Genomic DNA, 22,733 nt, shown 5'->3' with positions numbered 1-22,733 from the left:
CCTTATTGGGCCAGGCCACGTTCCAGCCAGCGCCTGCTGGAGAAACTCACCGCTGCGTCCAGCACCAGTGCCAGCAGCGCGGTGCAGGCGGCCCCCAGCAGCAGCTGCGGCTGGTTGTTCAGGGCAATGCCGGGGAAGATCAGGCTGCCCAGGCTGTTGGCGCCGATCAGGAATGCCAGCGGCGCGGTGCCCACGTTCAGCGCCAGGGCCACGCGCACGCCGCCGACGATGATCGGCACCGCGTTGGGCAGCTCCACCTGCCAGAGTTGCTGGCGCGGGGTCATGCCGATGCCGGTAGCGGCTTCCTTGAGCGAGGCGGGGACGTTTTTCAGGCCTTCGTAGGTGTTGCGCACGATGGGCAGGAGGGACGCGAGGAACAGTGCGAAGATCGCAGGCCCGGCGCCGATGCCCAGGATACTCAGGGCGATGGCCAGAACGGCAAGGGGGGGAATGGTGTTGCCAACGTTGAAGAACTGCATGAAGCGCTCGGCTTTGTCGACCCGGTGCGGTCGACTTAACGCAATGCCGGCGGGGATGCCCACGGCCAACGCCGCCGCCATCGAAGCCAGCACCAATACCAGGTGCGCTTGCAGGTAGAACCCAAGATCGTCGCGATAACGCGCGATCGTGTCGATGCCGATCCAGTGGACCAGCAGGGCCAGGATGACGAGCACGGCGGCCCATCCCAACAGCCCCTTTCCGTAGCGTTTAGCCACAGGCGGACTCCTTGTGTTGTCGGCGAGCACACTTCTTGGAAGCCGGCCAATCCTGGCGGCGGGTGGTGTGTTCGCGAGTAGCAGCGAGATGCAAGCCGAAGGCTGCGATCAGGCCATGAGCCGAACCCCGTCGGGCCCGAAAATGCTGATGAAACCAGTCCCCAACCGAAGCGGTTTGCAGGGGAGTGGACGTCTCCGTGGGCGTAAAGGTTCCCATCTGGGACGGCATTTGGCCAGTGTTAATCGCTGGGTTGCGGGTTTTTGGGCGAGAAAAAACAGCGACTTGATGTGCTGCAGGCGTTGAAATAACTGCGTTTTGGTTATTTGTCGTGATAAAGCGATTGCCTGTTGGGTTTGTTTTGTCTGTGCTGGCGTCTTCGCGGGTAAACCCGCTCCTACGAAGACTGCACCGCATCCGAACCCTGTGTCGTACCTGTAGGCGCGGGTTTACCCGCGACGAGGCCGGCACAGGCGCCATTCATTCGGCAGATTTTGGTCCAGGCCCAACTTCAGGTATGATACTGCCCCTTTCAAATCCCCCAGTCAGGCGATTTCCCATGACCAACCAGGCCGCCGAAGTCGCGAAGCGCCGCACTTTCGCAATCATTTCCCACCCCGACGCCGGTAAGACCACCATCACCGAGAAGCTGCTGCTGATGGGCAAGGCCATTGCCGTCGCCGGTACCGTGAAGTCGCGCAAGTCCGACCGCCACGCCACCTCCGACTGGATGGAAATGGAGAAGCAGCGCGGCATCTCCATCACCACCTCGGTGATGCAGTTCCCGTACCGCGAGCACATGATCAACCTGCTCGACACCCCCGGCCACGAAGACTTCTCGGAAGACACCTACCGCACCCTGACCGCGGTGGACTCGGCGCTGATGGTGCTCGACGGCGGTAAAGGTGTAGAGCCGCGGACCATCGCCCTGATGGACGTGTGCCGCCTGCGTGACACGCCCATCGTCAGCTTCATCAACAAACTCGACCGTGACATCCGCGACCCGATCGAACTGCTCGACGAGATCGAAGCCGTTTTGAAGATCAAGGCCGCGCCAATCACCTGGCCGATTGGTTGCTACCGCGACTTCAAGGGCGTGTACCACCTGACCGGTGACTATATCGTGGTGTACACCCCGGGCCACGGCCACGAGCGCACCGAAGCCAAGATCATCCAGAAGCTGGACTCGGACGAAGCGCGCGCCCACCTGGGCGACCAGTACGATTCGTTCGTCGAGCAACTGGAACTGGTGCAGGGCGCTTGCCACGAGTTCAACCAGGAAGAGTTCATCAACGGTCAGCTGACCCCGGTGTTCTTCGGTACTGCGCTGGGCAACTTCGGTGTCGACCACGTGCTCGACGCGGTGGTCGACTGGGCGCCGCGTCCGCTTGGCCGTGTTGCCCACGAGCGCACCGTGGAGCCTGTGGAAGAGAAGTTCACCGGCTTCGTGTTCAAGATCCAGGCGAACATGGACCCGAAACACCGCGACCGTATCGCCTTCATGCGTATCTGCTCGGGCAAGTACGAGAAGGGCATGAAGATGCGTCATGTGCGGTTGAACAAGGACCTGCGCATCGGCGATGCGCTGACCTTCTTCTCCTCCGAGCGTGAGCAACTGGAAGAAGCCTTTGCCGGTGACATCATCGGCCTGCACAACCACGGCACCATCCAGATCGGCGACACTTTCACCGAAGGCGAGTCGCTGGGCTTCACCGGTATCCCGCACTTCGCGCCGGAGCTGTTCCGCCGCGTACGCCTGAAAGACCCGCTGAAATCCAAGCAACTGCGTCAAGGCCTGCAGCAGCTTGCCGAAGAAGGTGCTACACAGGTGTTCTTCCCTGAGCGCAGCAACGACATCATCCTCGGTGCGGTCGGTGTGCTGCAGTTCGACGTGGTCGCCAGCCGCCTGAAGGAAGAGTACAAGGTCGAGTGCGCCTACGAGCCTATCACCGTCTGGTCGGCGCGCTGGATCAGCTGCGATGACAAGAAGAAGCTCGAGGAATTCCAGACCAAGGCCATGGAAAACCTGGCCATCGACGGCGGCGGTCACCTGACCTACCTGGCGCCGACCCGGGTCAACCTGGCGCTGATGGAAGAGCGCTGGCCGGACATCAAGTTCCGCGCTACCCGCGAGCACCATTAAGGCCTGAAATCGGGGCTGCTTTGCAGCCCTTCGCGGGCACGCCCGCTCCCACAGGGAATCACCAGACCTGGAGGTCATGTGATACCTGTGGAGCGGGCGTGCCCGCGAAGGGCCGCTAGGCGGCCCCATTTCAATTTCCGGCTTTGATACTGGTCCAGATTCGCGTACGAATACGGTCGATCTTCGCCGGCATCGCCTCCAGCGCATACAGCTTGCCCATCACCTCGTCGCTCGGGTAAATCATCGTATTACCCTTCATCGCCGGGTCCACCAGCCCGTCAGCCTTGAGGTTGCCGTTGGCGTACTGGACGTGGTTGCTGATGTTGGCCATCACCTCCGGCTGCAGCAGGTAGTTCATGTAGGCATATCCGGCCTTTTCATCCGGCGCATCGACGGGCATTGCGACCATGTCGAACCACATCGGCGCGCCCTCCTTGGGTATCGAATAGCCCACCTTCACGCCATTGTTCGCCTCGTCGGCGCGGTTCTTCGCCTGCAGCACATCCCCTGAGAACCCCACCACCACGCAGATATCGCCGTTGGCCAGGTCGCCCGTGTACTTGGACGAGTGGAAATAGCTGATGTAAGGCCGCACTTTCATCAGCAGGTCCTTGGCCTTTTCGTAGTCCTTGGGGTCTTGGCTGTGATGGGGCAAGCCCAGGTAGTGCAGGGCGATCGGCAGCAGTTCGGGGCCATTGTCCAGCACCGCGACCCCACAGCTTTTCAGCTTGCTCATGTACTCGGGCTTGAAGATCAGGTCCCAGGAGTCCACGGGCGCGTTGTCGCCGAGCACTGCTTTGACCTTGTCGATGTTGTAGCCAATACCGGTACTGCCCCACAGGTACGGGAAGCCGTACTGGTTGCCCGGGTCGTTGACCTCCAGCGCCTTGAGCAGCACCGGGTTGAGGTTGTGCCAGTTGGGCAGCTGCGACTTGTCCAGGCGCTTCAAGGCTTTGCCCTGAATCTGCCGGGCCATGAAATGGTTGGAGGGAAACACCACGTCGTAGCCGGAATTGCCGGTCATCAACTTGCCATCGAGGGTTTCATTGCTGTCGTACACGTCATAGGTCGGCACGATGTCGCTGGCTTGCTGGAAGTTCTTCAACGTGTCGGGGGCCACGTAGCTGGACCAGTTGTAGATCTTCACCGTTTCAGCGGCGCTGGCCACGCTGGCGGCCAGCATCAGGGGGGCGAGGAGGAAGGTGCGCATGTCGGGTTTACCTTGCTTTGTCTGTTGTTATCGAAGGCAGGCGATCAGCGGATCAGAAAATAAGCACGTAGGTCTTGCGCACGGTCTCCTGGATGTCCCAGGTGCCGGTGCTGTTGGCCGGTAGCATCAATGCGTCTCCGGCTTCTATGACCAGGGGCTCGCCACCGTCGGGGGTGAACGTGCAGCGGCCCTTGATGAAATGGCAGAACTCCTGTTGCACGATCTGCCGCCGCCAGCGCCCTGGGGTGCATTCCCAGATGCCGGTTTCAACGCCATCGCTGCGCTCCACGCAGGTGACTGACGTGACTGCCACGGGTTCGCCGAGCGGTACCGCGACCGGGTTGGAGCTGACGAGCACGGCAAATTCGGTGTTCTTGAACTGGGTGATGCTCATGACCGGTGGATCCTGTACGAGTGATAAGGGAAGTCAGTGCATGAAACCTTCCATGAAGTCCGCAACCGAGATGGCCAGGCGCCGCCTCCACGGCGCGCTGGCGGGGTTGGCGAGGGTCCGGTCCTCGTGGACGAAGCTCTGGATGATCGCGTTGTAGCCCAGCCAGCGGCAGGGCTCGGGAGGCCAGCTGGCCAGGCTCGATAGCGGGCGGTTGTCGAGCACCCAGGGTTGTGCCGTCAGTTCGTTGCGCTGGTTGAGGATCAGCGCCGCCAGGGTGCGTCCACCCAGGTTGGTAGCCCCCACGCCTTCGCCGCCGTAGCCGCCGGCAAGGGCGATGCCGCGCTGGCGGTCGCAGAGCATGTGTGGGCGGAAGCGCCGCGCCATGCCCAGGTTGCCGCCCCAGGTATGAGTGATGCGTACCTGTTTGAGCTGCGGGAACAGTTCGCCGAACAGGTAGCGGCGCAGTTCGATTTCATGTTCGTCGAGGTTGAAGTTTTCGCGCAGACGCCCACCGAAGCGGTAGCCACCGCGAGCACCGAAGACCAGACGGTTGTCGCCAGTACGCTGGCCATAGGTGACCTGGCGGCTGCTTTCACTGAAGGCTTGGCCCTGGCTCAGGCCAATCTGCTCCCAGGTAGCCTCCGGCAGCGGCTCGGTGGCCACCAGCAGGCTCTGTACCGGCAATTGGTGTTTGCCCAGTGGCGGCAGGCTGGCGGCGTAACCCTCCACGGCAGGCACCATCCACTGGCAGCGAATCTGTGCCAGCGGGGTACGCACCTCGCTCGGCTGCCAGTCGATGGCCGGGGTGTTTTCGTAGATCGATACGCCCAGCGCCTCTACTGCCCGGGCAAGGCCGCGCACCAGCTTGGCTGGCTGGATGGTCGCCGTGTGCGGGCTGTAAATGGCTCCAAACGCATTGCTGACCCGCAGTTGGCTCCCCAACTGCTCGGGGCTCAGCCAGCGGTAGTCGTCCTCGGTCATGCCTTGGCGATACAAGTCGGCGAGGTAGGCGCGCAGGCTGCGTTCCTGCTCCGGGTAGCGCGCCGCGCAATACAGCACGCCGCCTTTGCGGTAGTCACAGTCGATGCCTTCGCTTTGCAGCACGCGATGCACTTCATCCGGGATGCCGTGCAGCAGGTCGATGCTGGCGCGGCGCTGTTGCGGCGAGAGGGCACCGAGCAGGCGGTCTTCGCCGAGCAGGTTGCCCATCAGCCAGCCCCCATTACGGCCGGAGGCGCCGAAGCCGGCGATTTGGGCTTCTATCACCGCAATGTTCAGCTGGGGTGCCTGGCGCTTGAGGTAGTACGCGGTCCAAAGGCCGGTATAGCCGGCACCGATGATGCACACGTCAACGTCGAGGTCATTGCGCAGTGCCGGGCGCGCGCACAGCGGCTCGTCGAGCTGGTCCATCCACAAGCTGAGCGTGCGCAGGGGTTGCATCGGGTTCGGCTCCACATCCGTCAAGGTCTGTGGGCGATCGTAGTGGTGTCAGCGGGCAGCTGTCCTACGTGCGTGCACGCAGGGAAATTTGCTTGAGGTAGGCCTTGGGCGTGAGCCCGGTGTGCTCACGGAAGCACTTGTAGAACGCCGACAGCGAGTTGAAGCCGGCACTGAAGGCCAGCTCGTCGATCGTCGCCTCGACGCTGTCGTCGCCGAGGCTGGCCATCAGGTGCTGCAGGCGTGCCTGGTTGACGTAGCGGTAGAAGCTTTGCCCCAGCACCTGGTTGAGCAGGTAGGAAATCTGGTTGCGGCTGTAGCCGCTGGCGTCGGCGACCTGTTGCAGGTCGAGCTCCGGGTCGAGGTAGGGGCGTTGACGCTGGAAGTAGTGCTCCAGGTCCTGGGCCATGGTCGACAACTGCCGAGGCGACAGGCCCAGGCGGCTGGTGGCGGGGCGCGGGCCGCTGTTGGCGGGGCCTGTGCCGTTCCGGCGGACCAGCGTGGCGTATTCGTTGACCCGCCAGATCAGCCCGTCCCTGACGGTGATCGCCTCGCTGGACTGGAACGCAACCAGGCCGTCACCGCCCTGGACCGTGACCTGATACTGGATGAATGCGGTGCAGCCATCGACGCGGATGCGGTCGCTGTGGACGATGTCCTCGCCGGCTTCATGGGGCAGACAGGCGCGTACATAGTCGCGCAGTTCCTGATGGCCGAGCACGCGGTTCTGAAAGAAGTCGTGGTACTGGATATCGGGGTGGTAGAGCGCCATGACACCGTCGAGGTCGCGATGCTTCCAGCAGAGGTGGTAGCGCAGCACGATTTCGGCGGTAAGCGGCGTTTGCTCGGGGCCGTCGGGGAGGGTGGTGGCGATCATGGGAGGATAGTGCATTGCAGAACACCCAGGTGCAAGGGCGTGGATCCTGCATATTGCACGGTTTGCTCAGGCGGCTTGGAGGGTAAGCCTTTGATTCTTATGAATGTAGTTTTTTGATACAACTGGCATGGCGGCTGCACCTTTCTTGTCACCATCGATCAAGGAGAAAGGCCATGCGCTCGATACTGCTTTGGATGATTGGGGTGCCGATTCCGGTGATCATTCTGATCTGGTTCTTCATGCATTGAGATTTTGGGGGCCGCTTTGCGGCCCTTTTGCTACAACTCTTCGCTACAAAAGGCGTGTGCAAGGCAGGGCCCGGATGCCGGCTTGAGATCAATAAATCCAATTTGGTGTTCTGATGAACACCAAGGGTCTCGTTGAATTAGTAATATTTAGTGTAGTAAGTGCAAGTGGAGTGTTGTCTGAAAGTTCCTACAGTATTCTCTTGGCACTTGCCGCTATCTCTACAGTACTAACTAACTCGTTAATAATGTTGCTAGGCTGGTGGACGTGCCGAAATACGTTAGTCTGTAGATTCTTGTCAAAATAGGTGTTTGATTTCTGCTGTTTTCCCGATTACTGTCTGAGGAGGTTCAGGAATAATTCATAATTAAGGACCATTGCTATGGACGTATTCATGGGGTTGCTGGCTGCGGTGTTCTGGGGGTGCACCGACTTCTTGGTCGGCGTGAACGCAAGAGCGGTTGGAGTAAAACGGGCGGTATTTTTCGGTCAGTTGCTAGGGCTTTTCTTGATGGCAATCATTATTGCCATTTCAGCCGATCAGTGGCAGAAATTTACTTCTGCGCCCTGGCTCACGATAGGGTTAGGAATTGTCGCCTCTCTATGCACCGTAGTAGGAGCGCTGGCGCTTTCAAAAGCTTTCGCTATTGGCAAGACAGCCATAGTAGCGCCCCTGGTCACTTCGTATGGTGTTTTTACAACGCTGTTGGCATGGCTGGGTGGTGATGCCCTTTCCGCTTGGCAGGTGGTCGGTATCCTTGTCTGCTTTTTCGGCGTGCTGTTGGCCTGCCGCAGCGATAATGGTGGTTTCGATCGTAAGGTCACCAGCGTAATGTCTGTGTGGTTTGCTTTGTTGGCGGCCATGCTTTACGGCATCAGCTTCTGGATTCAGGGGAAATTCACCTTGCCGGCGCTGGGACCGGTGAACATGCTGGCGCTAGGGTATGCGGTGGGGGTCATGTTCCTTATCCCTGAAGCCATCAAGTTTCTGCGGGATCATACGACGATAATGCTGAAGACCTATGGCTCACTGTGCGGGGCCAGTCTTTTCAACTTGGGAGGGTTTTCTGCGTTTTCTTGGGGGGCTCTAAATGGCTCGGTGTCCGTTGTCACCGTCATCAGCACGTTGTCGGGTGGTATCGCCGCGATCCTGGGGTACTTCTTTTTTCGCGAGCGGCTGTCAGTCATCCAGATCGGTGGTGTTAGCCTAGTGTTGTCAGGGGCTTTGCTTCTGCACCTGTATGGGTGACATTTTCTTCGGTATATAAATTGTAGATTTTGGGGGTGTGCCAATGGCGTATTTCTTCGCTGTGGGCCTGTAGATATGAGTGCTCATAGTAATGGACTATCAAATCTATCTTGCGAAAGTCATGTTGATATGTTGCCTTGCATGGCAGCATTTGCGGTAGTGGTTGAAACTGGAAGTATTGTATACGCATCTGCCCGATTAGGCTTGACGGCGTCTGCAGTCAGCAAGCAGGTATCAAAGCATTGAAAATACCTTGTCCCGTACACAAAAGTCTGACACTTCCCTGATGGTCGAATCCCGGTATCCGTCCGGCCAACACATCTTCCTGATGGAACCGGCGAAGGCCATGGTGTCCACCTAAAAGTAGACACCATTTCTGACCCAGCAAGCGGATTTTCCAGGCCTCAGCGCCGTACCTACAATAAACCTTTCAAAGCCCAGAGTGCGACGAGCCCGGCGCCTCCATCGCAAACATCGCCTTGGGCTACAGCCTCAATGGCAACCTCGTCCACAAATGGATTCAGCTCCACAATCAAAAAGCCTTGGTACTTCAGCTGGGCAGCGCAGCAAACTGCTGTTTTTCGCATTGAGGGCTGCCCAGTTTTCTAACAGTTAAAGAAACTGCTCCGCATAGTGGCAGGCAACCTGCCGCGTACTCACCTGCCTCAGTGCCGGCACCTCCTTGGCACACCGCTCGGTCGCATACGGGCAGCGTTTGTGAAACGCGCACCCATCCGGCGGGTTCAGCGGGTTGGGCAGCTCCCCGACGATACGAATCTTCGGCTTCAACGGGTCTGGATGAATCGCCGGTGTCGCCGACAGCAACGCCTGGGTATACGGGTGCAGCGGCTTCGCGTAGATATCCTCCTTCGGCCCCATCTCCGCCGGCCGCCCCAGGTACATCACCAGTACCTGATCCGCCACATGCCGCACCACCGCCAGGTTGTGCGAGATGAACACGTAGGCGGTGTTGAACTCCTTCTGTAGATCCATGAACAAGTTCAGCACCTGCGCCTGAATCGACACGTCCAGCGCGGAGGTCGGTTCGTCGGCCACCAGCACCTTGGGCTGCAGCATCATCGCCCGGGCCAGGGCGATACGCTGGCGCTGGCCGCCAGAGAACATGTGAGGGTAGCGCTGGTAGTGCTCGGGGCGCAGGCCGACCTGCTCCATCATCTTCTGCACTTTGTCGCGGCGCTCGGCCTTGCTCAGCGAGGTGTTGATCAGCAGCGGTTCGGCCAGTTGGTCACCGATCTTCTGCCGTGGGTTGAGCGAGGCGTAAGGGCTCTGGAACACCATCTGCACATCGCGGCGCAGTTGTTTGCGCTCTGCCTTGCTGGCGCCCTTCACCTCGGTGCCGGCAATTTGCAGCGAGCCGGACGACGGTTCTTCGATCAGGGTCAGGGCGCGGGCCAGGGTCGACTTGCCGCAGCCCGACTCGCCGACCACGGCCAGGGTCTTGCCGGCCTCCAGTTCGAACGACACGCCATTGAGCGCGCGCACCAGCGCATGGCCCTTGAACAGCCCGCGGGAGACTTCGTAGTGCCGGGTCAGCTCCCGGGCAGATAGAACGACGGCCATCACGCCACCTCCTGGTTCAGCGGGTAGAAGCAACGCACCAGGCTGTGGGCCTGTGGGTCGAGGGGCGGGCGCTGGCGCCGGCAATTGTCCTGTACATAGGGGCAGCGTGGTGACAACAGGCAGCCGACCGGGCGGTCGTAGCGGCCGGGGACGATGCCAGGCAGTGTTGCCAGGCGCTCGGCGCCAATGCTGTGCTCGGGGATCGCGGCGAGCAGGGCTTCGCTGTAAGGGTGGGCGGGCACATCGAACAGTTCTGGCACCTGGCCCACTTCCACGGCTTGGCCGGCGTACATCACGCACACCCGCCTGGCGGTTTCGGCGACCACGGCGAGGTCGTGGGTGATCAGGATGAGCGCCATGTTGCGCTCCTTCTGCAGGTTGACCAGCAGTTCCATGATCTGTGCCTGGATCGTCACGTCGAGGGCTGTGGTCGGTTCGTCGGCGATCAGCAGCTTTGGCTCGCCGGCAATGGCCATGGCGATCGCCACACGTTGGCTCATGCCGCCTGACAGCTGGTGCGGGTAAGCGTCCAGGCGGCTTTCGGCGGCCGGGATCTCGACCTTCTTCAAGAGCTCCAGAGCACGCTGGCGGGCAGCCTTGCCCTTGAGGCCCAAGTGCTGGCGCAACACTTCCTCTATCTGGAAGCCCACGGTGTAGCTGGGATTGAGCGCGGTCATCGGGTCCTGGAAGACCATGGCGATGTCCTTGCCCACCACCTTGCGCCGCTGACGGCCGCTGAGCTTGAGCATGTCGGTGCCGTCGAAGGTGAGGGCGTCGGCGGTGATGCGCCCGGGCGCATCGATCAGGCCCATCAGGGCCATCATGGTGACCGATTTGCCCGAGCCGGACTCGCCGACGATGGCCAGGATTTCGCCGGCGTCTACCACCAGGTCAAGGCCGTCCACCACGGGTACCGCATTGGCGTCGCCGAAGCGCACGTTGAGGTTGTTGATCTGCAAAAGTGGCATGGCGTTCTCCTCAGGCGGCGTTCTTGAGTTTCGGGTCCAGCGCATCGCGCAGGCCGTCGCCCATCAGGTTGATTGCCAGCACACTGAGCAGGATGGTCAGGCCGGGCAGGCTTACCACCCACCAGGCGCGCTCGATGTAATCCCGTGCCGAAGCCAGCATGGTGCCCCACTCGGGGGTAGGCGGCTGCACGCCGAGGCCGAGGAAACCCAGCGCAGCGGCGTCGAGGATCGCCGAGGAAAAACTCAGGGTTGCCTGCACGATCAGCGGTGCCATGCAGTTGGGCAGCACGGTGACGAACATCAACCGTGGCAAACCGGCGCCGGCCAGGCGGGCAGCGGTGACGTAGTCGCGGTTAAGTTCGCCCATTACCGCGGCGCGGGTCAGGCGCACGTAGGACGGCAGGGAAACGATGGCGATGGCAATCACGGTGTTGATCAGGCCAGGGCCGAGGATGGCGACGATGGCCACAGCCAGCAGCAATGACGGCAGCGCCAGCATCACGTCCATCAGGCGCATGATCGACGGGCCGAGCAACTGCGGGAAAAAGCCTGCGAGCAGGCCCAGGAGGATGCCCGGGATCAGTGACATCACCACCGACGACAGGCCGATCAGCAGCGACAGCCGTGCACCTTGAATCAGCCGTGAAAGCAGATCACGGCCCAGTTCGTCGGTGCCCAGGATGAACTGCCAGGTGCCGCCTTCCAGCCACACGGGTGGGGTCAGCAGAAAGTCGCGGTACTGCTCGCTGGGGTCATGCGGGGCTACCCACGGCGCGAACAGCGCGCAGAACACCACCAGGCACATGAAGGCCAGGCCCATCACCGCGCCTTTGTTGCGCGCGAAGGCTTGCCAGAATTCTTTGTACGGGGAGGGGTAGAGCAGGCTCTGGTCCACCGGGCTGGCCGGCGACACGGATTTTGGAATCGGGCTAGTCATGGCTTGGGCCTCAGCGCTGATGACGGATGCGTGGGTTGGCCAGGCCGTAGAGAATGTCCACGACGAAGTTGACCAGAATCACCAGGCAGGCGATCAACAGGATGCCGTTCTGGACCACGGGGTAGTCACGGGCACCGATGGCTTCGATCAGCCATTTGCCGATGCCCGGCCAGGAAAAGATGGTTTCGGTCAGCACCGCACCGGCCAGCAGCGTGCCGACCTGCAGGCCGAACACGGTCAGTACCGGGATCAAGGCATTGCGCAGGCCATGGACGAACACCACACGGGCCGGCGACAGGCCTTTGGCGCGGGCGGTGCGGATGTAGTCTTCGCGCAGTACTTCGAGCATCGACGAGCGGGTCATGCGGGCGATCACCGCCAGCGGGATGGTGCCGAGCACGATGGCCGGCAGGATCAGGTGCATCACAGCGTCCTTGAACGCGCCTTCTTCATCGCTGAGCAGGGTGTCGATAAGCATGAAGCCGGTTTTCGGCTCGATGTCGTAGAGCAGGTCGATGCGCCCGGATACCGGGGTCCAGCCAAGGCTCACGGAGAAGAACATGATCAGGATCAGGCCCCACCAGAAAATCGGCATCGAGTAGCCGGCCAGTGATATGCCCATGACCCCGTGGTCGAACAGCGAACCGCGCTTGAGTGCGGCGATTACACCGGCCAGCAGGCCGACGACGCCGGCGAACAGCAGGGCGGCGAAGGCCAGTTCCAGGGTGGCCGGGAACAGGGTAAGGAACTCGCGCCACACGCTTTCGCGGGTGCGCAGCGATTCGCCAAGGTCACCCTGGGCAAGTTTGCCGACGTAGTCCAGGTACTGGACCGGCAGTGGCTTGTTCAGGCCCAGGCGTTCCATGGCCTGGGCATGCATTTCGGGGTCGACCCTGCGCTCGCCCATCATCACTTCCACCGGGTCGCCGGGGATCAGGCGTATGAGCGCGAAGGTCAGCAAGGTGATGCCGAAAAAGGTCGGTATCAGCAGGCCAAGGCGCCGGGCAATAAAACTCAACATTGTCGGGGTTACCTCATCAGGCCGTGGGGCGATCAGCCCGGTACGGCAGAGCCGCCGGTCCCCGTGTGGGTGGCCGGCGGTCGTTGTTGTTCTACTTCACCTTGGTGGTGGCGAAGTTGTTGTTGGTCAGAGGGTTGATCACGTAGCCCTCCACGTTGTCACGCATGGCGGTGAACATCTTTGGATGAGCCATGCTGATCCAGGGTTGTTCGTCATCGTACACTTTCAATGCCTCGTTATAGAGCCTTGCACGCTCGTCGTTGTCGATCACTTCGCGGGCGCGGCTGATCAGCTCCTGGAACTTGGGGTTGCACCAGCGCGCATAGTTCTCGCCACTTTTCACGGCATCGCAACTGAGCAGTGGGCTGAGGAAGTTGTCCGGGTCGCCGTTGTCGCCGGCCCAGCCGGTGGACACCAGGTCGGCTTCGCCGTTCTTCGCCCGGCGCAGCATCTCGGCCCATTCCATGACGCGGATATCCAGCTTGAGGCCGATCTGTTTGAGGTCGGCCTGCAGCATCTCGGCGGACAGGCGCGGGTTGGGGTTGGTCGGGCCGCCGCCGTTGCGGGTGAACAGGGTGATTACCGTGCCCTCGGGTACACCGGCCTGGCTGAGCAGTGCGCGGGCTTTGTCGAGGTCGCGCGGTGGGTTCTGGTTATGGGTGTTGTAGCCGATCATGGTGGGTGGATACGGGTTTACACCCACCAGCGCGTTGCCTTTGCCAAACAGTTGGTCGACATGGGTCTGGCGGTCGAAGGCCATGTTGATGGCTTTACGCACACGCACGTCGTTGAGGTATTTGTGCTGGGTATTCATGGCGATGTAGCCGGTGACCAGGGCCTCGATTTCTTCAACCTTGAGTTTCGGGTCTTGCTTGATCGACGGCACGTCATCGGGCTTGGGATAGAGCGCCACCTGGCACTCGTTGGCGCGCAGTTTCTGCAGGCGCACGTTGCTGTCGATGGCGATGGCGAACACCAGCGCATCGGCCGGCGGCTTGCCGCGGAAATAGTCCGGGTTGGGCTTGAAGCGGACCTGGGCGTCCTTGTTGTAACGCTGGAAGATGAAAGGGCCGGTGCCGATCGGCTTGCTGTTCAGCTCGGCGGTCTTGCCAGACTTGAGCAACTGGTCGCCGTATTCGGCGGAGTAGATCGAGGTAAAGCCCATGGCCATGTCGCGCAGGAACGGCGCTTCCGGTCGGCTGAGGGTAATCACCACCGTGTGCTCGTCAGCCTTGCTGACCGACTTGAGCAGTTCCTTGAACCCCATGCTCTCGAAGTACGGGTAGCCGACGCTGGTCTTGTCATGCCAGGGGTGGTTCGGGTCGAGCTGGCGATTGAGGCTCCACAGCACGTCATCGGCGTTCAAGTCACGGGTGGGCTTGAAGTAGTCGGTGGTGTGGAACTTCACCCCCTGACGCAGATGGAAGGTGTAGGTCAGGCCGTCGGCTGAAATGTCCCAGCGCTCGGCCAGGGCCGGCTGGATCTCGGTGGTGCCGGGTTTGAAGTCGACCAGGCGGTTGAACACTGTCTCGGCCGAGGCATCGGCGGTGACTGCGGTGGTGTACTGGACGATGTCGAACCCTTCCGGGCTGGCTTCTGTACACACCACCAGCGGTTTGGCCGCCAGTTGCGTGGCGCCGCCCAGAAGCAGCGCGACCAGGGCTAGGCGCAACGGCCGCGATTTCATGAAAGCTCTGTGCATGTGTTGAAAACTCCCTGCTTGCATTGGTTCCAGCGTAGCCGCCCCGGCCCGCAGCGAAACGGGCCAGGGCGCCGACGGTCAGAGAATGTTGAACGGAATGGTGGTGACCACGCGGAACTCATCCAGGCTGCCATCGCCCTGGGCCTTGCTGGCGCGATGGGTGGTGTAGGTGGCGCGGATGCTGGTGTCTTTCAGCGGCCCGCTCTGCAACGCGTAGCTGGTGCCGATACCCCACTCATAGTGGGTTTCGCCATCCAGGCCATTCACGTCGTAGGCAGTGCCGCGGTAGTGGGTGCCGTCGATACCCCAGCCGCGGGCGTTGTACAGGTTGAACTTCAGGCCAGGCACGCCATAGGGCGCCATGTTCAGCACATAGGAAATCTGCAGTGATTTCTCGTTGGGGCCATTGAAGTCCGACAGCAGCGAGTTGGCCAGGAAGATGCCGTTGGTTTCGTGCAGGTAGTCGAAGTACTCATTGCCGTTGACCTGCTGCCAGGAGGCGCTGAGGGTGTGGGCCTGATGGGTCAGGCCCAGTGACAGGCTGTAGGTGTCGTTGTCGATCTTGCCCATTTTCTGGCTGCCGGCGTCGACGGTCTTGTAGTAGTTCAGGCCGGTGCTCAGGCTGAGCACTGCGCTGTCGCCGAGCACATGGTTGGCGCCGAAGTAGTACTGGTTCCAGAAGTCGTCGACCTTGGTGGCGTACAGGCTGGTACTCAGGCTCTTGAACGGCTGGTAGTTGATGCCGGCGGTGCTGGCGCGGTCGGTTTCCACGCCGGTGGCGCTGTACTCGCTGCGGAACTTGCTGAGGCTCTGTTCGGTACGTGGCGAGACGCGGTCGAAGGTGCCCAGGTCGAGGCTGAGGTTGTCGAATTCAGCGCTGTGCAGGAACGCGCCCTGGAAGCTCGAGGGCAGGGCGCGGTTGCCGATGTAGGCGATCATCGGCGTATCCACCGACTGGCGGCCAAGGGTAAGGGTGGTGTTGGACACGCGCGCCTTGATATTGCCCAGGCCCAGTTTGCTCCACTGGCCGACGGGGTCGCCATCGCTGTGGGTGAGGGTGCGGTTGTTGGGGCCGGCGATGGCTTCGCGGCTCTGCTGCAGGGCGATGGCGTTGTAGCCGGCAGCCTCGACGGCGAAGCCCACGGTACCCTGGGTGAAGCCGGAGCTGTAATTGAGGATGGTGCCCTGGACCCAGTTTTCACGGCTGTGGGTGTCGTGGCGGGTGCCGTCGTTCTTGTAGTACTTCCACAGCGGGGCGCGTGCGGCACGTTCACGGGCATACCAGTTGCGGGTGCTGCCGGACAGGCTTTGGCCGTCGATGAAGCCGCTGGCTTGCGCTTGCTCGCTGCTGCTTTTGAGGGTGAGCGGAATGTAGTCCTGGCTCTGCGGATCTGCCTGGGCCACCGTGGAAAAGGCACCGATGGATAACGCCAGTGCGGTCAAGGTGAATACTTTCAAGGTTAAAGCTCCCTTTCTTTTCTAGTTATGGCCGGCCTTGTGGGCCGGGTGATTGCTGCGGTGTTGCCAGGGGTGCCGCGGGATCGCCGGGCAGAATCGGGGCGTTGTGTTGGCCGTTCTGGCTTCTTCGCGGGCAAGCCCGCTCCCACAGGTAGGGCGCAGTGTCCGAACCTGTCGAGATCCTGTGGGAGCGGGCTTGCCCGCGAAGAGGCCGGTACTGGCTAACGCTTAATCAACACTCACACCGGAAAAATCATTGCGCCCAAACGGGCTGACCTTGAACTGGGAAACCTTGACGCTAAGCGGCTGGCTCACGGTGGAATGCGCCACCGGCGTAATCGGTACCTGCTGCTTGAGCCGCTGCTGGGCCTGCTGGTACAGGGCGGTGCGTTGCGTACGGTCGGTCACTTGCTTGGCCTGCTTGACCAGGCTGTCGTACTGCGGATCGCACCACTGCGAGTAGTTGTTGCTGCCGATGGCATCGCAGCTGTAGAGGGTGCCCAGCCAGTTGTCCGGGTCGCCGTTGTCACCGGTCCAGCCGATCAGGGCGATGTCGTGCTCACCGTTTTTCATGCGCTTGAGGTATTCGCCCCATTCGTAGCTGACGATGCGTACCTTGAATCCGAGCTTGCTCCAGTCGGCCTGGAGCATTTCGGCCATCAGCTTGGCATTGGGGTTGTACGGGCGTTGCACCGGCATGGCCCACAGGGTGATCTCGGTGCCAGGTTTGACACCCGCCTGCTGGAGCAGCTGTCTGGCCTTTTCCGGCGCGTACGGGGCGTCCTTGATGCTGTCGTCATAGGACCACTGGGTCGGTGGCATGGCGTTGACCGCCCGTTGGCCGGCGTCCTGGTACACCGCCTGGAGGATGGCTTCCTTGTTGACCGCCATGTCCATTGCCTGGCGCACTTCCAGGCGGTCGAATGGCGGGTGCTGGGTGTTGTAGGCGATGTAGCCGAGGTTGAAGCCTGGTTGCTGGAGCACCTGCAGCGTGCTGTCGGCCTTGAGCGCCGGCAGGTCGGCCGGGCGTGGGTGCAGGGTGACCTGGCATTCATTGCGGCGCAGCTTCTGGATACGCACCGACGGGTCGGTATTGATCGAGAACACCAGGTTGTCGATCTTCACCTCGTTCGCTGCCCAATAGTCCTTGTTGCCCTTGTAGCGGATCTGCGAATCCTTCTGGTAGCGCTGGAACACGAACGGCCCGGTACCGATAGGCTGCTGATTGATGTCGCTGGGGCGTCCACTGGCCAGCAGCTGTTCGGCGTATTCAGCGGAGAGGATGGAGGCGAAGCTCATGGCCAGGTTCTGGATGAACGCGGCATCGACGGTGTTCAGGGTGAACACCACGGTCAATGGGTCGGTCTTCTCGACACGGGCGATATTCTTGTCCAGGCCCATGCCGTTGAAATAGGGAAACTCGGTAGGGTAGGCCTGACGGAACCGATGACCCTTGTCGAGCATGCGGTTGAAGGTGAACAGCACATCGTCGGCGTTGAACGTGCGGCTCGGGCTGAAGGCCTTGTTGCTGTGGAACTTGACCCCTTCGCGCAGGTGGAAGGTGTAGCGCAGGCCGTCGTCGGACACCTCCCAGTGCGTCGCCAGGGCCGGGTGCACGGTGGTGCCGCCACGTTCGAACTCGACCAGGCGGTTGTAGATGGGTTCGGCGGCGTCGTTGTCGGTGGCGCTGGTGTACTGGGCGGTGTCGAAGCCGGCTGGGCTGCCTTCAGAGCAGAACACCAGGTTGTTGGCCAGCAGGACCGGGGATTGGCTGACCAGGCCCAGAGCCAGCAGCGCGGAAAGGCGGGTAACGTGGCGCATGGCAAATCCTTTTTCATCTGTTCGCGCCGCCTCCGGGTACGAATGGCGGCAACAGTTCGCCGTCCCCGCAGCGTATGGCCGCAGGACGACATGAAGAGGTGGTGGGGGTGAAGGGCACCCGCGATTCAGCGGGTGCCTCGGTCAGCCTATTTGTCCACGCTGACGCCGTAGAAGGAATTCAGCGCGAACGGGCTGATCTTGAAGTCCTTCACCTTGGCGCTCATGGGCTGGTAGACAGTGGAGTGGGCGATCGGGGTGATCGGTACCTGCTCCTTGAGGATGTGCTGCGCCTTCTGGTACAGCTCGGTGCGCTTGGCCTGGTCGGACGTGGCCTTGGCCTGCTTGATCAGGTCGTCATAGGGTTTGTAGCACCACTTGGAGAAGTTGTTGCCATCGACGGCATCGCAACCGTAGAGGGTACCCAGCCAGTTGTCCGGGTCACCATTGTCACCGCTCCAGCCAATCAGCATGGCACCCTGTTCGCCACCTTTGGAGCGCTTGATGTACTCGCCCCATTCATAACTGACGATCTTCGCCTTGATACCGATCTTGGCCCAGTCGGACTGGAGCATTTCGGCCATTAGTTTGGCATTGGGGTTGTACGGGCGTTGCACGGGCATGGCCCACAGGGTGATTTCGGTGCCTTCCTTGATGCCGGCTTCCTTGAGCAGTTGCTTGGCTTTCTCGGGGTCGAAGGCGGCGTCCTTGATGCTGTCGTCATAGGACCACTGTGTGGGCGGCATGGCGTTGACCGCCAGCTGGCCGGCGCCCTGGTACACCGACTCGATGATCTTTTTCTTGTCCACGGCCATGTCCAGCGCCTGTCGGACTTTCAGCTGGGCCATGGGGTTGGCCTCGTTGCTGCCCTTGATCTTGTCCATCACGTTGTAGGCGATATAGCCGAGGTTGAAACCGGCCTGCTGCGGCATTTGCAGGTTCTTGTCGGCTTTTAGAGGCTCGATGTCGGCCGGGCGTGGGAACAGGGTGACCTGGCACTCGTTCTTCTTGAGCTTCTGCATGCGCACCGAGGCGTCGGTGGTGATGGCAAAGATCAGGTTGTCGATCTTCACGTCCTCGGGCTGCCAGTAGTCCTTGTTGCCCTTGAAGCGGATCTGCGCGTCCTTCTGGTATTTGCTGAACACGAACGGGCCGGTGCCGATCGGCTTCTGGTTGATGTCGGCGGCCTTGCCGTTCTTTAGGAGCTGGTCGGCGTATTCGGCGGACTGGATCGAGGCAAAGCTCATGGCCAGGTTCTGGATGAACGCGGCGTCAACCTCGTTGAGGGTGAACTTCACCGTGTGCTCGTCAAGCTTCTCCACCTTGGCAATGTTCTTGTCCATGCCCATGTCGGTGAAGTATGGAAACTCGGTGGGGTACGCCTTACGGAACGGGTTGTCCTTGTCGAGCATGCGGTTGAAGGTGAACAGCACGTCGTCGGCGTTGAACGGGCGACTGGGCTTGAAGTAGTCGGTGGTGTGGAACTTGACCCCTTCGCGCAGGTGGAAGGTGTAGGTCTTGCCGTCGTCGGACACTTCCCATTTGGTCGCCAGGCCCGGGATGACCGCAGTGCCGCCGCGCTCGAACTGGGTCAGGCGGTTGAACACGGTCTCTGCCGAGGCATCGAAGTCGGTCCCGGTGGTGTACTGCCCCGGATCGAAGCCGGCCGGGCTGCCTTCGGAGCAGAACACCAGGTTGGATGCGGCAACGGCCGACGGTGCGCCGCTGAGCAAGCCTGCACCCAGCAGGAACGGAATGACTGCGTGTTTGAGCATGGTGGCCTCATTGTTGTCATTTTTTGGATGAGGTGGCCTCGTGAGCCGACCTGCGGATACTTATGCAGGGGGCGTTCCCATTGCAACAGGTACAAGGATAGTTGACGCCGGGAAAGTGGCACGAACGTACATGGATGTCGCATCGGTATAACTTTTGGTGAAGTTAAACGTTTGCGTAGGCAAAATGATGGCGTTTTGCGCGATGTTTCTAGGTAGGGGAAAGCGTAGGACGCACCCTGTTGGTGCGTAAGAAATGTCTGAAAATCGTGACAACGACGCAGTCACCCGTAGGAGCGGGTTTACCCGCGAACACGGGCGAAGCCCGTGCCTCCACCACCGTGTCTTGCTCGCGGGCTCCCACAGATGATGCGTGGACGCCTTATGGCATCTGCACTTCGATCAGGCCATCGGCATTCATGCTCACTTCACTGGTGCCTGCCTCGATATCTGGCGCCGGTGCCGCTTCATCAGCCCCCATCGCCTTCATCGCCATCGGCGCGCTACGCAAGTACGGGCGCGGGTAGCCGCTGCTGTTGAGATTCAGGCTCACCACTTTGTAGCCTTTGCCACCCAGCGCTTCGGTCGCCAGTTGCGCGCGTGCCTTGAAGGCATCGACCGCATCCTTGAGCAGTGCATCCTCGCTGGCCTTGCGCGTGGCCGGGGCGATGGAGAAGTCCATGCCAGCCATTTTCAGCTCTTGCAACAAATCGGCGGTAAGCTGGGACAAGGCCGGGAAGTTGGCGCTTTCAAGGCGCAGTTCGGCGCGCTCGCGCCAGCCGGTAATTTTCTGGCCCTTGCTGTCATACACCGGGTAGCTGTTGCGGCTGCCTTGGCTGATCTTCACGTCCTTGACCTGGCGCGACTGCTGCACGGCCTTGTTCATGGTTTCGGTAATCTGCTTGGCGAGCTTGCCCGGGTCGCTGTTCTGCGCTTCGCTGTACAGGGTCACGACCATCAGGTCGCGCGCCACTTCCTTGCTGACTTCGGCACGCAGCGATACCTGGTTGAAACGCGGTTCATCGGCAGCCAGTGCCGGCAGGCTGGCGAGCAGGCCGCAAGACATGATCAGGGCGGCGCCGCGACGTGGGATTTGCATGTGGTACTCCTTGGCATTTGAAGGCGTGGGGGCTGGTCATCCATTCCACGCATGGCCCATAGGACCGGCAACAGTGTAGTGGGTTCAAAAGTGCCATCATGAACCTGTGACAAAGTGTGGCGCTTTGCCGCATCGCTGCAGCGAGGCGCCCGGCTTCGGTATACTCCAGCCGATTTTTCTGGAGCACTCATCAGGAGAGCTCATGCTCGCCGCCGTACAACCGTTGTCCGCTACCCGCCAGAACCTCTGGCGCCTGACCGTCATTCGGGTCCTGGTCCTGGCTGCCCAGGCCGGCTCGGTGGGCGTTGCCTACTGGACCGAACTGCTGCCATTGCCCTGGCTGTCACTGGCCGGCACTTTGGCCTTGTCTTCGTTGCTGTGTGCCTTCACGGCCCTGCGCCTGCGGCTGTCGCTGCCCGTCACCGAAATGGAGTACGCCCTGCAGCTGGCCTGTGACCTGCTGATCCACAGTGCCTTGCTGTATTACTCCGGCGGCTCGACCAACCCGTTCGTGTCGTATTACCTGGTGCCGCTGGCGATCGCTGCGGTGACCTTGCCGTGGCTGTATTCGCTGATCCTGTCGGGCATTGCGCTGACGGCCTACAGTTTGCTGCTGGTGCAGTTCTACCCGCTCGAAGGGCTGCCGATGGCGCGGGACAAGATGCAGGTCTACGGCATGTGGCTGAGCATTGCCCTGGCGGCGGCTGTGATCACCTTCTTTGCCGCGCGCATGGCCGAAGAGCTGCGCCGCCAGGAGCAGCTGCGTTCAGAGCGGCGTGAAGAAAGCCTGCGCGACGAGCAACTGCTGGCTGTGGCTACCCAGGCTGCCGGTGCCGCCCATGAACTGGGTACACCGCTGGCGACCATGAGCGTGCTGATCAACGAAATGCGCCAGGACCACACCGACCCGCTGTTGCAGGAGGACCTGCAAATCCTCCAGGACCAGGTAAAGCTGTGCAAAGAGACCTTGCAACAGCTGGTGCGCGCAGCCGAAGCCAATCGACGCCTGGCCATCGTGGAGCAGGATGTGACCGCCTGGCTGGACGAGGCGCTCAACCGCTGGCACCTGATGCGCCCGGAAGCCAGCTACCGCTTCCAGCGCCTGCGCGACGGCAAGGTGCCGCGGCTGGCGCCGCCGCCAGACCTGACCCAGGCGTTACTGAATCTGTTGAACAATGCCGCCGATGCCTGCCCTGATGATCTGGAGGTTCGCCTGGACTGGGACGCCCAGGACATCGTCATCAGTATCCACGACCATGGTCCTGGTGTACCGCCAGCCATTGCCGAAGCCATTGGCAAACCTTTTATTACCACCAAGGGCAAAGGCTTCGGCCTGGGCCTGTTCTTGAGCAAGGCCAGCGTGACCCGTGCGGGCGGCTCGGTGAAACTCTATAGTCATGAACAGGGTGGCACCCTGACCGAACTGCGCCTGCCCTATGGCAAGCGAGGAGATGAATGATGAGCGAAGAAAACCAGGTCGAAAGCGAAGAGCTGCCGCACCTGCTGCTGGTGGATGACGATGCCACCTTCACCCGGGTCATGGCCCGGGCCATGAGCCGTCGCGGTTTCCGTGTGAGCACTGCCAGTTCTGCCGAAGAAGGCTTGATTCTGGCCCAGCAGGACCTGCCGGACTACGCCACGCTGGACCTGAAGATGGATGGCGACTCCGGCCTGGTGCTGCTGCCCAAGCTGCTGGAACTGGACCCGGAAATGCGCGTGGTGATCCTGACCGGTTACTCGAGCATTGCCACCGCAGTGGAGGCGGTCAAGCGCGGTGCCTGCAACTACCTGTGCAAGCCGGCTGACGCCGATGACGTGTTGGCAGCACTGCTGTCGGAGCACACCGACCTGGATACCCTGGTGCCGGAAAACCCGATGTCGGTCGATCGCCTGCAGTGGGAACACATCCAGCGCGTGCTGAACGAGCATGAAGGCAATATCTCGGCCACCGCGCGGGCGCTGGGCATGCACCGACGGACGTTGCAGCGCAAGTTGCAGAAGCGGCCGGTTCGGCGCTGATTCCTTATCGATGATGTTGGCCTGTTCGCGGGGGAATCCGCTCCTGCAACTGTGAGCGCGGGCTTGCCCGCGAAGGGCTGCACAGCAG

General features: G+C 61.4%; 18 protein-coding genes. 4 read left to right on the top strand and 14 right to left on the bottom strand.

Features of this window, described 5'->3' with window-relative positions; translation table 11 throughout:
• Nucleotides 1-2: 2 nt before the first annotated feature.
• Nucleotides 3-716: an ABC transporter permease gene (locus tag N5D53_RS07135; RefSeq protein ID WP_003248483.1), complete on the bottom strand. Its 714-nt coding sequence runs from the start codon at nucleotides 714-716 to the stop codon at nucleotides 3-5.
• A gap of 557 nt (nucleotides 717-1,273) precedes the next feature.
• Here N5D53_RS07135 and N5D53_RS07130 point away from each other — a divergent pair.
• Nucleotides 1,274-2,857, top strand: a complete 1,584-nt coding sequence (locus N5D53_RS07130) for a peptide chain release factor 3 (protein ID WP_104960827.1) — start codon at nucleotides 1,274-1,276, stop codon at nucleotides 2,855-2,857.
• A 130-nt stretch (nucleotides 2,858-2,987) separates the two neighbouring features.
• Here N5D53_RS07130 and N5D53_RS07125 read toward each other — a convergent pair whose 3' ends face one another.
• The 4 genes from N5D53_RS07125 to N5D53_RS07110 form a co-directional block, all read right to left on the bottom strand.
• Nucleotides 2,988-4,067 carry a polyamine ABC transporter substrate-binding protein gene (locus N5D53_RS07125; RefSeq protein WP_266022554.1) on the bottom strand — a complete coding sequence of 360 codons (1,080 nt, stop codon included), beginning with the start codon at nucleotides 4,065-4,067 and terminating at the stop codon, nucleotides 2,988-2,990.
• A 52-nt stretch (nucleotides 4,068-4,119) separates the two neighbouring features.
• Nucleotides 4,120-4,461, bottom strand: a complete 342-nt coding sequence (locus N5D53_RS07120; protein WP_279840181.1) for a cupin domain-containing protein — start codon at nucleotides 4,459-4,461, stop codon at nucleotides 4,120-4,122.
• A 33-nt stretch (nucleotides 4,462-4,494) separates the two neighbouring features.
• The gene (locus tag N5D53_RS07115; protein WP_279840180.1) at nucleotides 4,495-5,901 is read right to left on the bottom strand and encodes an FAD-dependent oxidoreductase; all 1,407 of its coding nucleotides are present in this window, start codon (nucleotides 5,899-5,901) and stop codon (nucleotides 4,495-4,497) included.
• A gap of 64 nt (nucleotides 5,902-5,965) precedes the next feature.
• Complete coding sequence (locus tag N5D53_RS07110; protein WP_177429881.1) at nucleotides 5,966-6,790, bottom strand: nuclear transport factor 2 family protein; 825 nt, start codon at nucleotides 6,788-6,790, stop codon at nucleotides 5,966-5,968.
• A gap of 613 nt (nucleotides 6,791-7,403) precedes the next feature.
• Here N5D53_RS07110 and N5D53_RS07105 point away from each other — a divergent pair.
• Nucleotides 7,404-8,270, top strand: coding sequence for a DMT family transporter (locus N5D53_RS07105; protein ID WP_064492383.1), 867 nt, complete (start codon nucleotides 7,404-7,406; stop codon nucleotides 8,268-8,270).
• 612 nt (nucleotides 8,271-8,882) lie between these two features.
• On the opposite strand, the gene N5D53_RS07100 is transcribed toward N5D53_RS07105, so the two are convergent.
• The 9 genes from N5D53_RS07100 to N5D53_RS07060 form a co-directional block, all read right to left on the bottom strand.
• The gene (locus tag N5D53_RS07100) at nucleotides 8,883-9,851 is read right to left on the bottom strand and encodes a peptide ABC transporter ATP-binding protein (RefSeq protein ID WP_010952088.1); all 969 of its coding nucleotides are present in this window, start codon (nucleotides 9,849-9,851) and stop codon (nucleotides 8,883-8,885) included.
• Nucleotides 9,851-10,819: an ABC transporter ATP-binding protein gene (locus N5D53_RS07095; RefSeq protein WP_020191897.1), complete on the bottom strand. Its 969-nt coding sequence runs from the start codon at nucleotides 10,817-10,819 to the stop codon at nucleotides 9,851-9,853. Before N5D53_RS07095 ends, N5D53_RS07100 begins: the two co-directional genes overlap by 1 nt.
• A 10-nt stretch (nucleotides 10,820-10,829) precedes the next feature.
• Nucleotides 10,830-11,756, bottom strand: coding sequence for an ABC transporter permease subunit (locus N5D53_RS07090; protein WP_009685150.1), 927 nt, complete (start codon nucleotides 11,754-11,756; stop codon nucleotides 10,830-10,832).
• A 10-nt stretch (nucleotides 11,757-11,766) separates the two neighbouring features.
• Nucleotides 11,767-12,777: an ABC transporter permease subunit gene (locus N5D53_RS07085; RefSeq protein WP_003255257.1), complete on the bottom strand. Its 1,011-nt coding sequence runs from the start codon at nucleotides 12,775-12,777 to the stop codon at nucleotides 11,767-11,769.
• Nucleotides 12,778-12,868: 91 nt separating this feature from the next.
• Nucleotides 12,869-14,479 (bottom strand): ABC transporter substrate-binding protein, encoded by a 1,611-nt coding sequence (locus N5D53_RS07080; protein ID WP_172835036.1) that lies wholly within the window; start codon nucleotides 14,477-14,479, stop codon nucleotides 12,869-12,871.
• A gap of 78 nt (nucleotides 14,480-14,557) precedes the next feature.
• Nucleotides 14,558-15,937, bottom strand: coding sequence for an OprD family porin (locus N5D53_RS07075; RefSeq protein ID WP_104960830.1), 1,380 nt, complete (start codon nucleotides 15,935-15,937; stop codon nucleotides 14,558-14,560).
• A 228-nt stretch (nucleotides 15,938-16,165) separates the two neighbouring features.
• On the bottom strand, nucleotides 16,166-17,758 hold the full coding sequence (locus tag N5D53_RS07070; RefSeq protein WP_104960832.1) for an ABC transporter substrate-binding protein: 1,593 nt from the start codon (nucleotides 17,756-17,758) through the stop codon (nucleotides 16,166-16,168).
• Between the two features lie 146 nt (nucleotides 17,759-17,904).
• The gene (locus N5D53_RS07065; protein ID WP_010952093.1) at nucleotides 17,905-19,530 is read right to left on the bottom strand and encodes an ABC transporter substrate-binding protein; all 1,626 of its coding nucleotides are present in this window, start codon (nucleotides 19,528-19,530) and stop codon (nucleotides 17,905-17,907) included.
• A gap of 379 nt (nucleotides 19,531-19,909) precedes the next feature.
• Nucleotides 19,910-20,626, bottom strand: coding sequence for an SIMPL domain-containing protein (locus N5D53_RS07060; protein ID WP_003255248.1), 717 nt, complete (start codon nucleotides 20,624-20,626; stop codon nucleotides 19,910-19,912).
• Between the two features lie 202 nt (nucleotides 20,627-20,828).
• Here N5D53_RS07060 and N5D53_RS07055 point away from each other — a divergent pair, with 202 nt between their 5' ends.
• Nucleotides 20,829-22,085, top strand: coding sequence for an ATP-binding protein (locus N5D53_RS07055; RefSeq protein ID WP_014589781.1), 1,257 nt, complete (start codon nucleotides 20,829-20,831; stop codon nucleotides 22,083-22,085).
• Nucleotides 22,085-22,645, top strand: coding sequence for a response regulator (locus N5D53_RS07050; protein ID WP_003255244.1), 561 nt, complete (start codon nucleotides 22,085-22,087; stop codon nucleotides 22,643-22,645). The genes N5D53_RS07055 and N5D53_RS07050 overlap by 1 nt, the downstream gene beginning before the upstream one ends.
• The last annotated feature ends 88 nt before the right edge of the window (nucleotides 22,646-22,733 follow it).

It is taken from the genome of Pseudomonas sp. GD03862, from assembly GCF_029840855.1.
GTDB classification, from domain to species: domain Bacteria; phylum Pseudomonadota; class Gammaproteobacteria; order Pseudomonadales; family Pseudomonadaceae; genus Aquipseudomonas; species Aquipseudomonas alloputida.
Note: the sequence above shows the minus strand (reverse complement) of the source record. Positions and strands in the feature narration are given on the sequence as shown.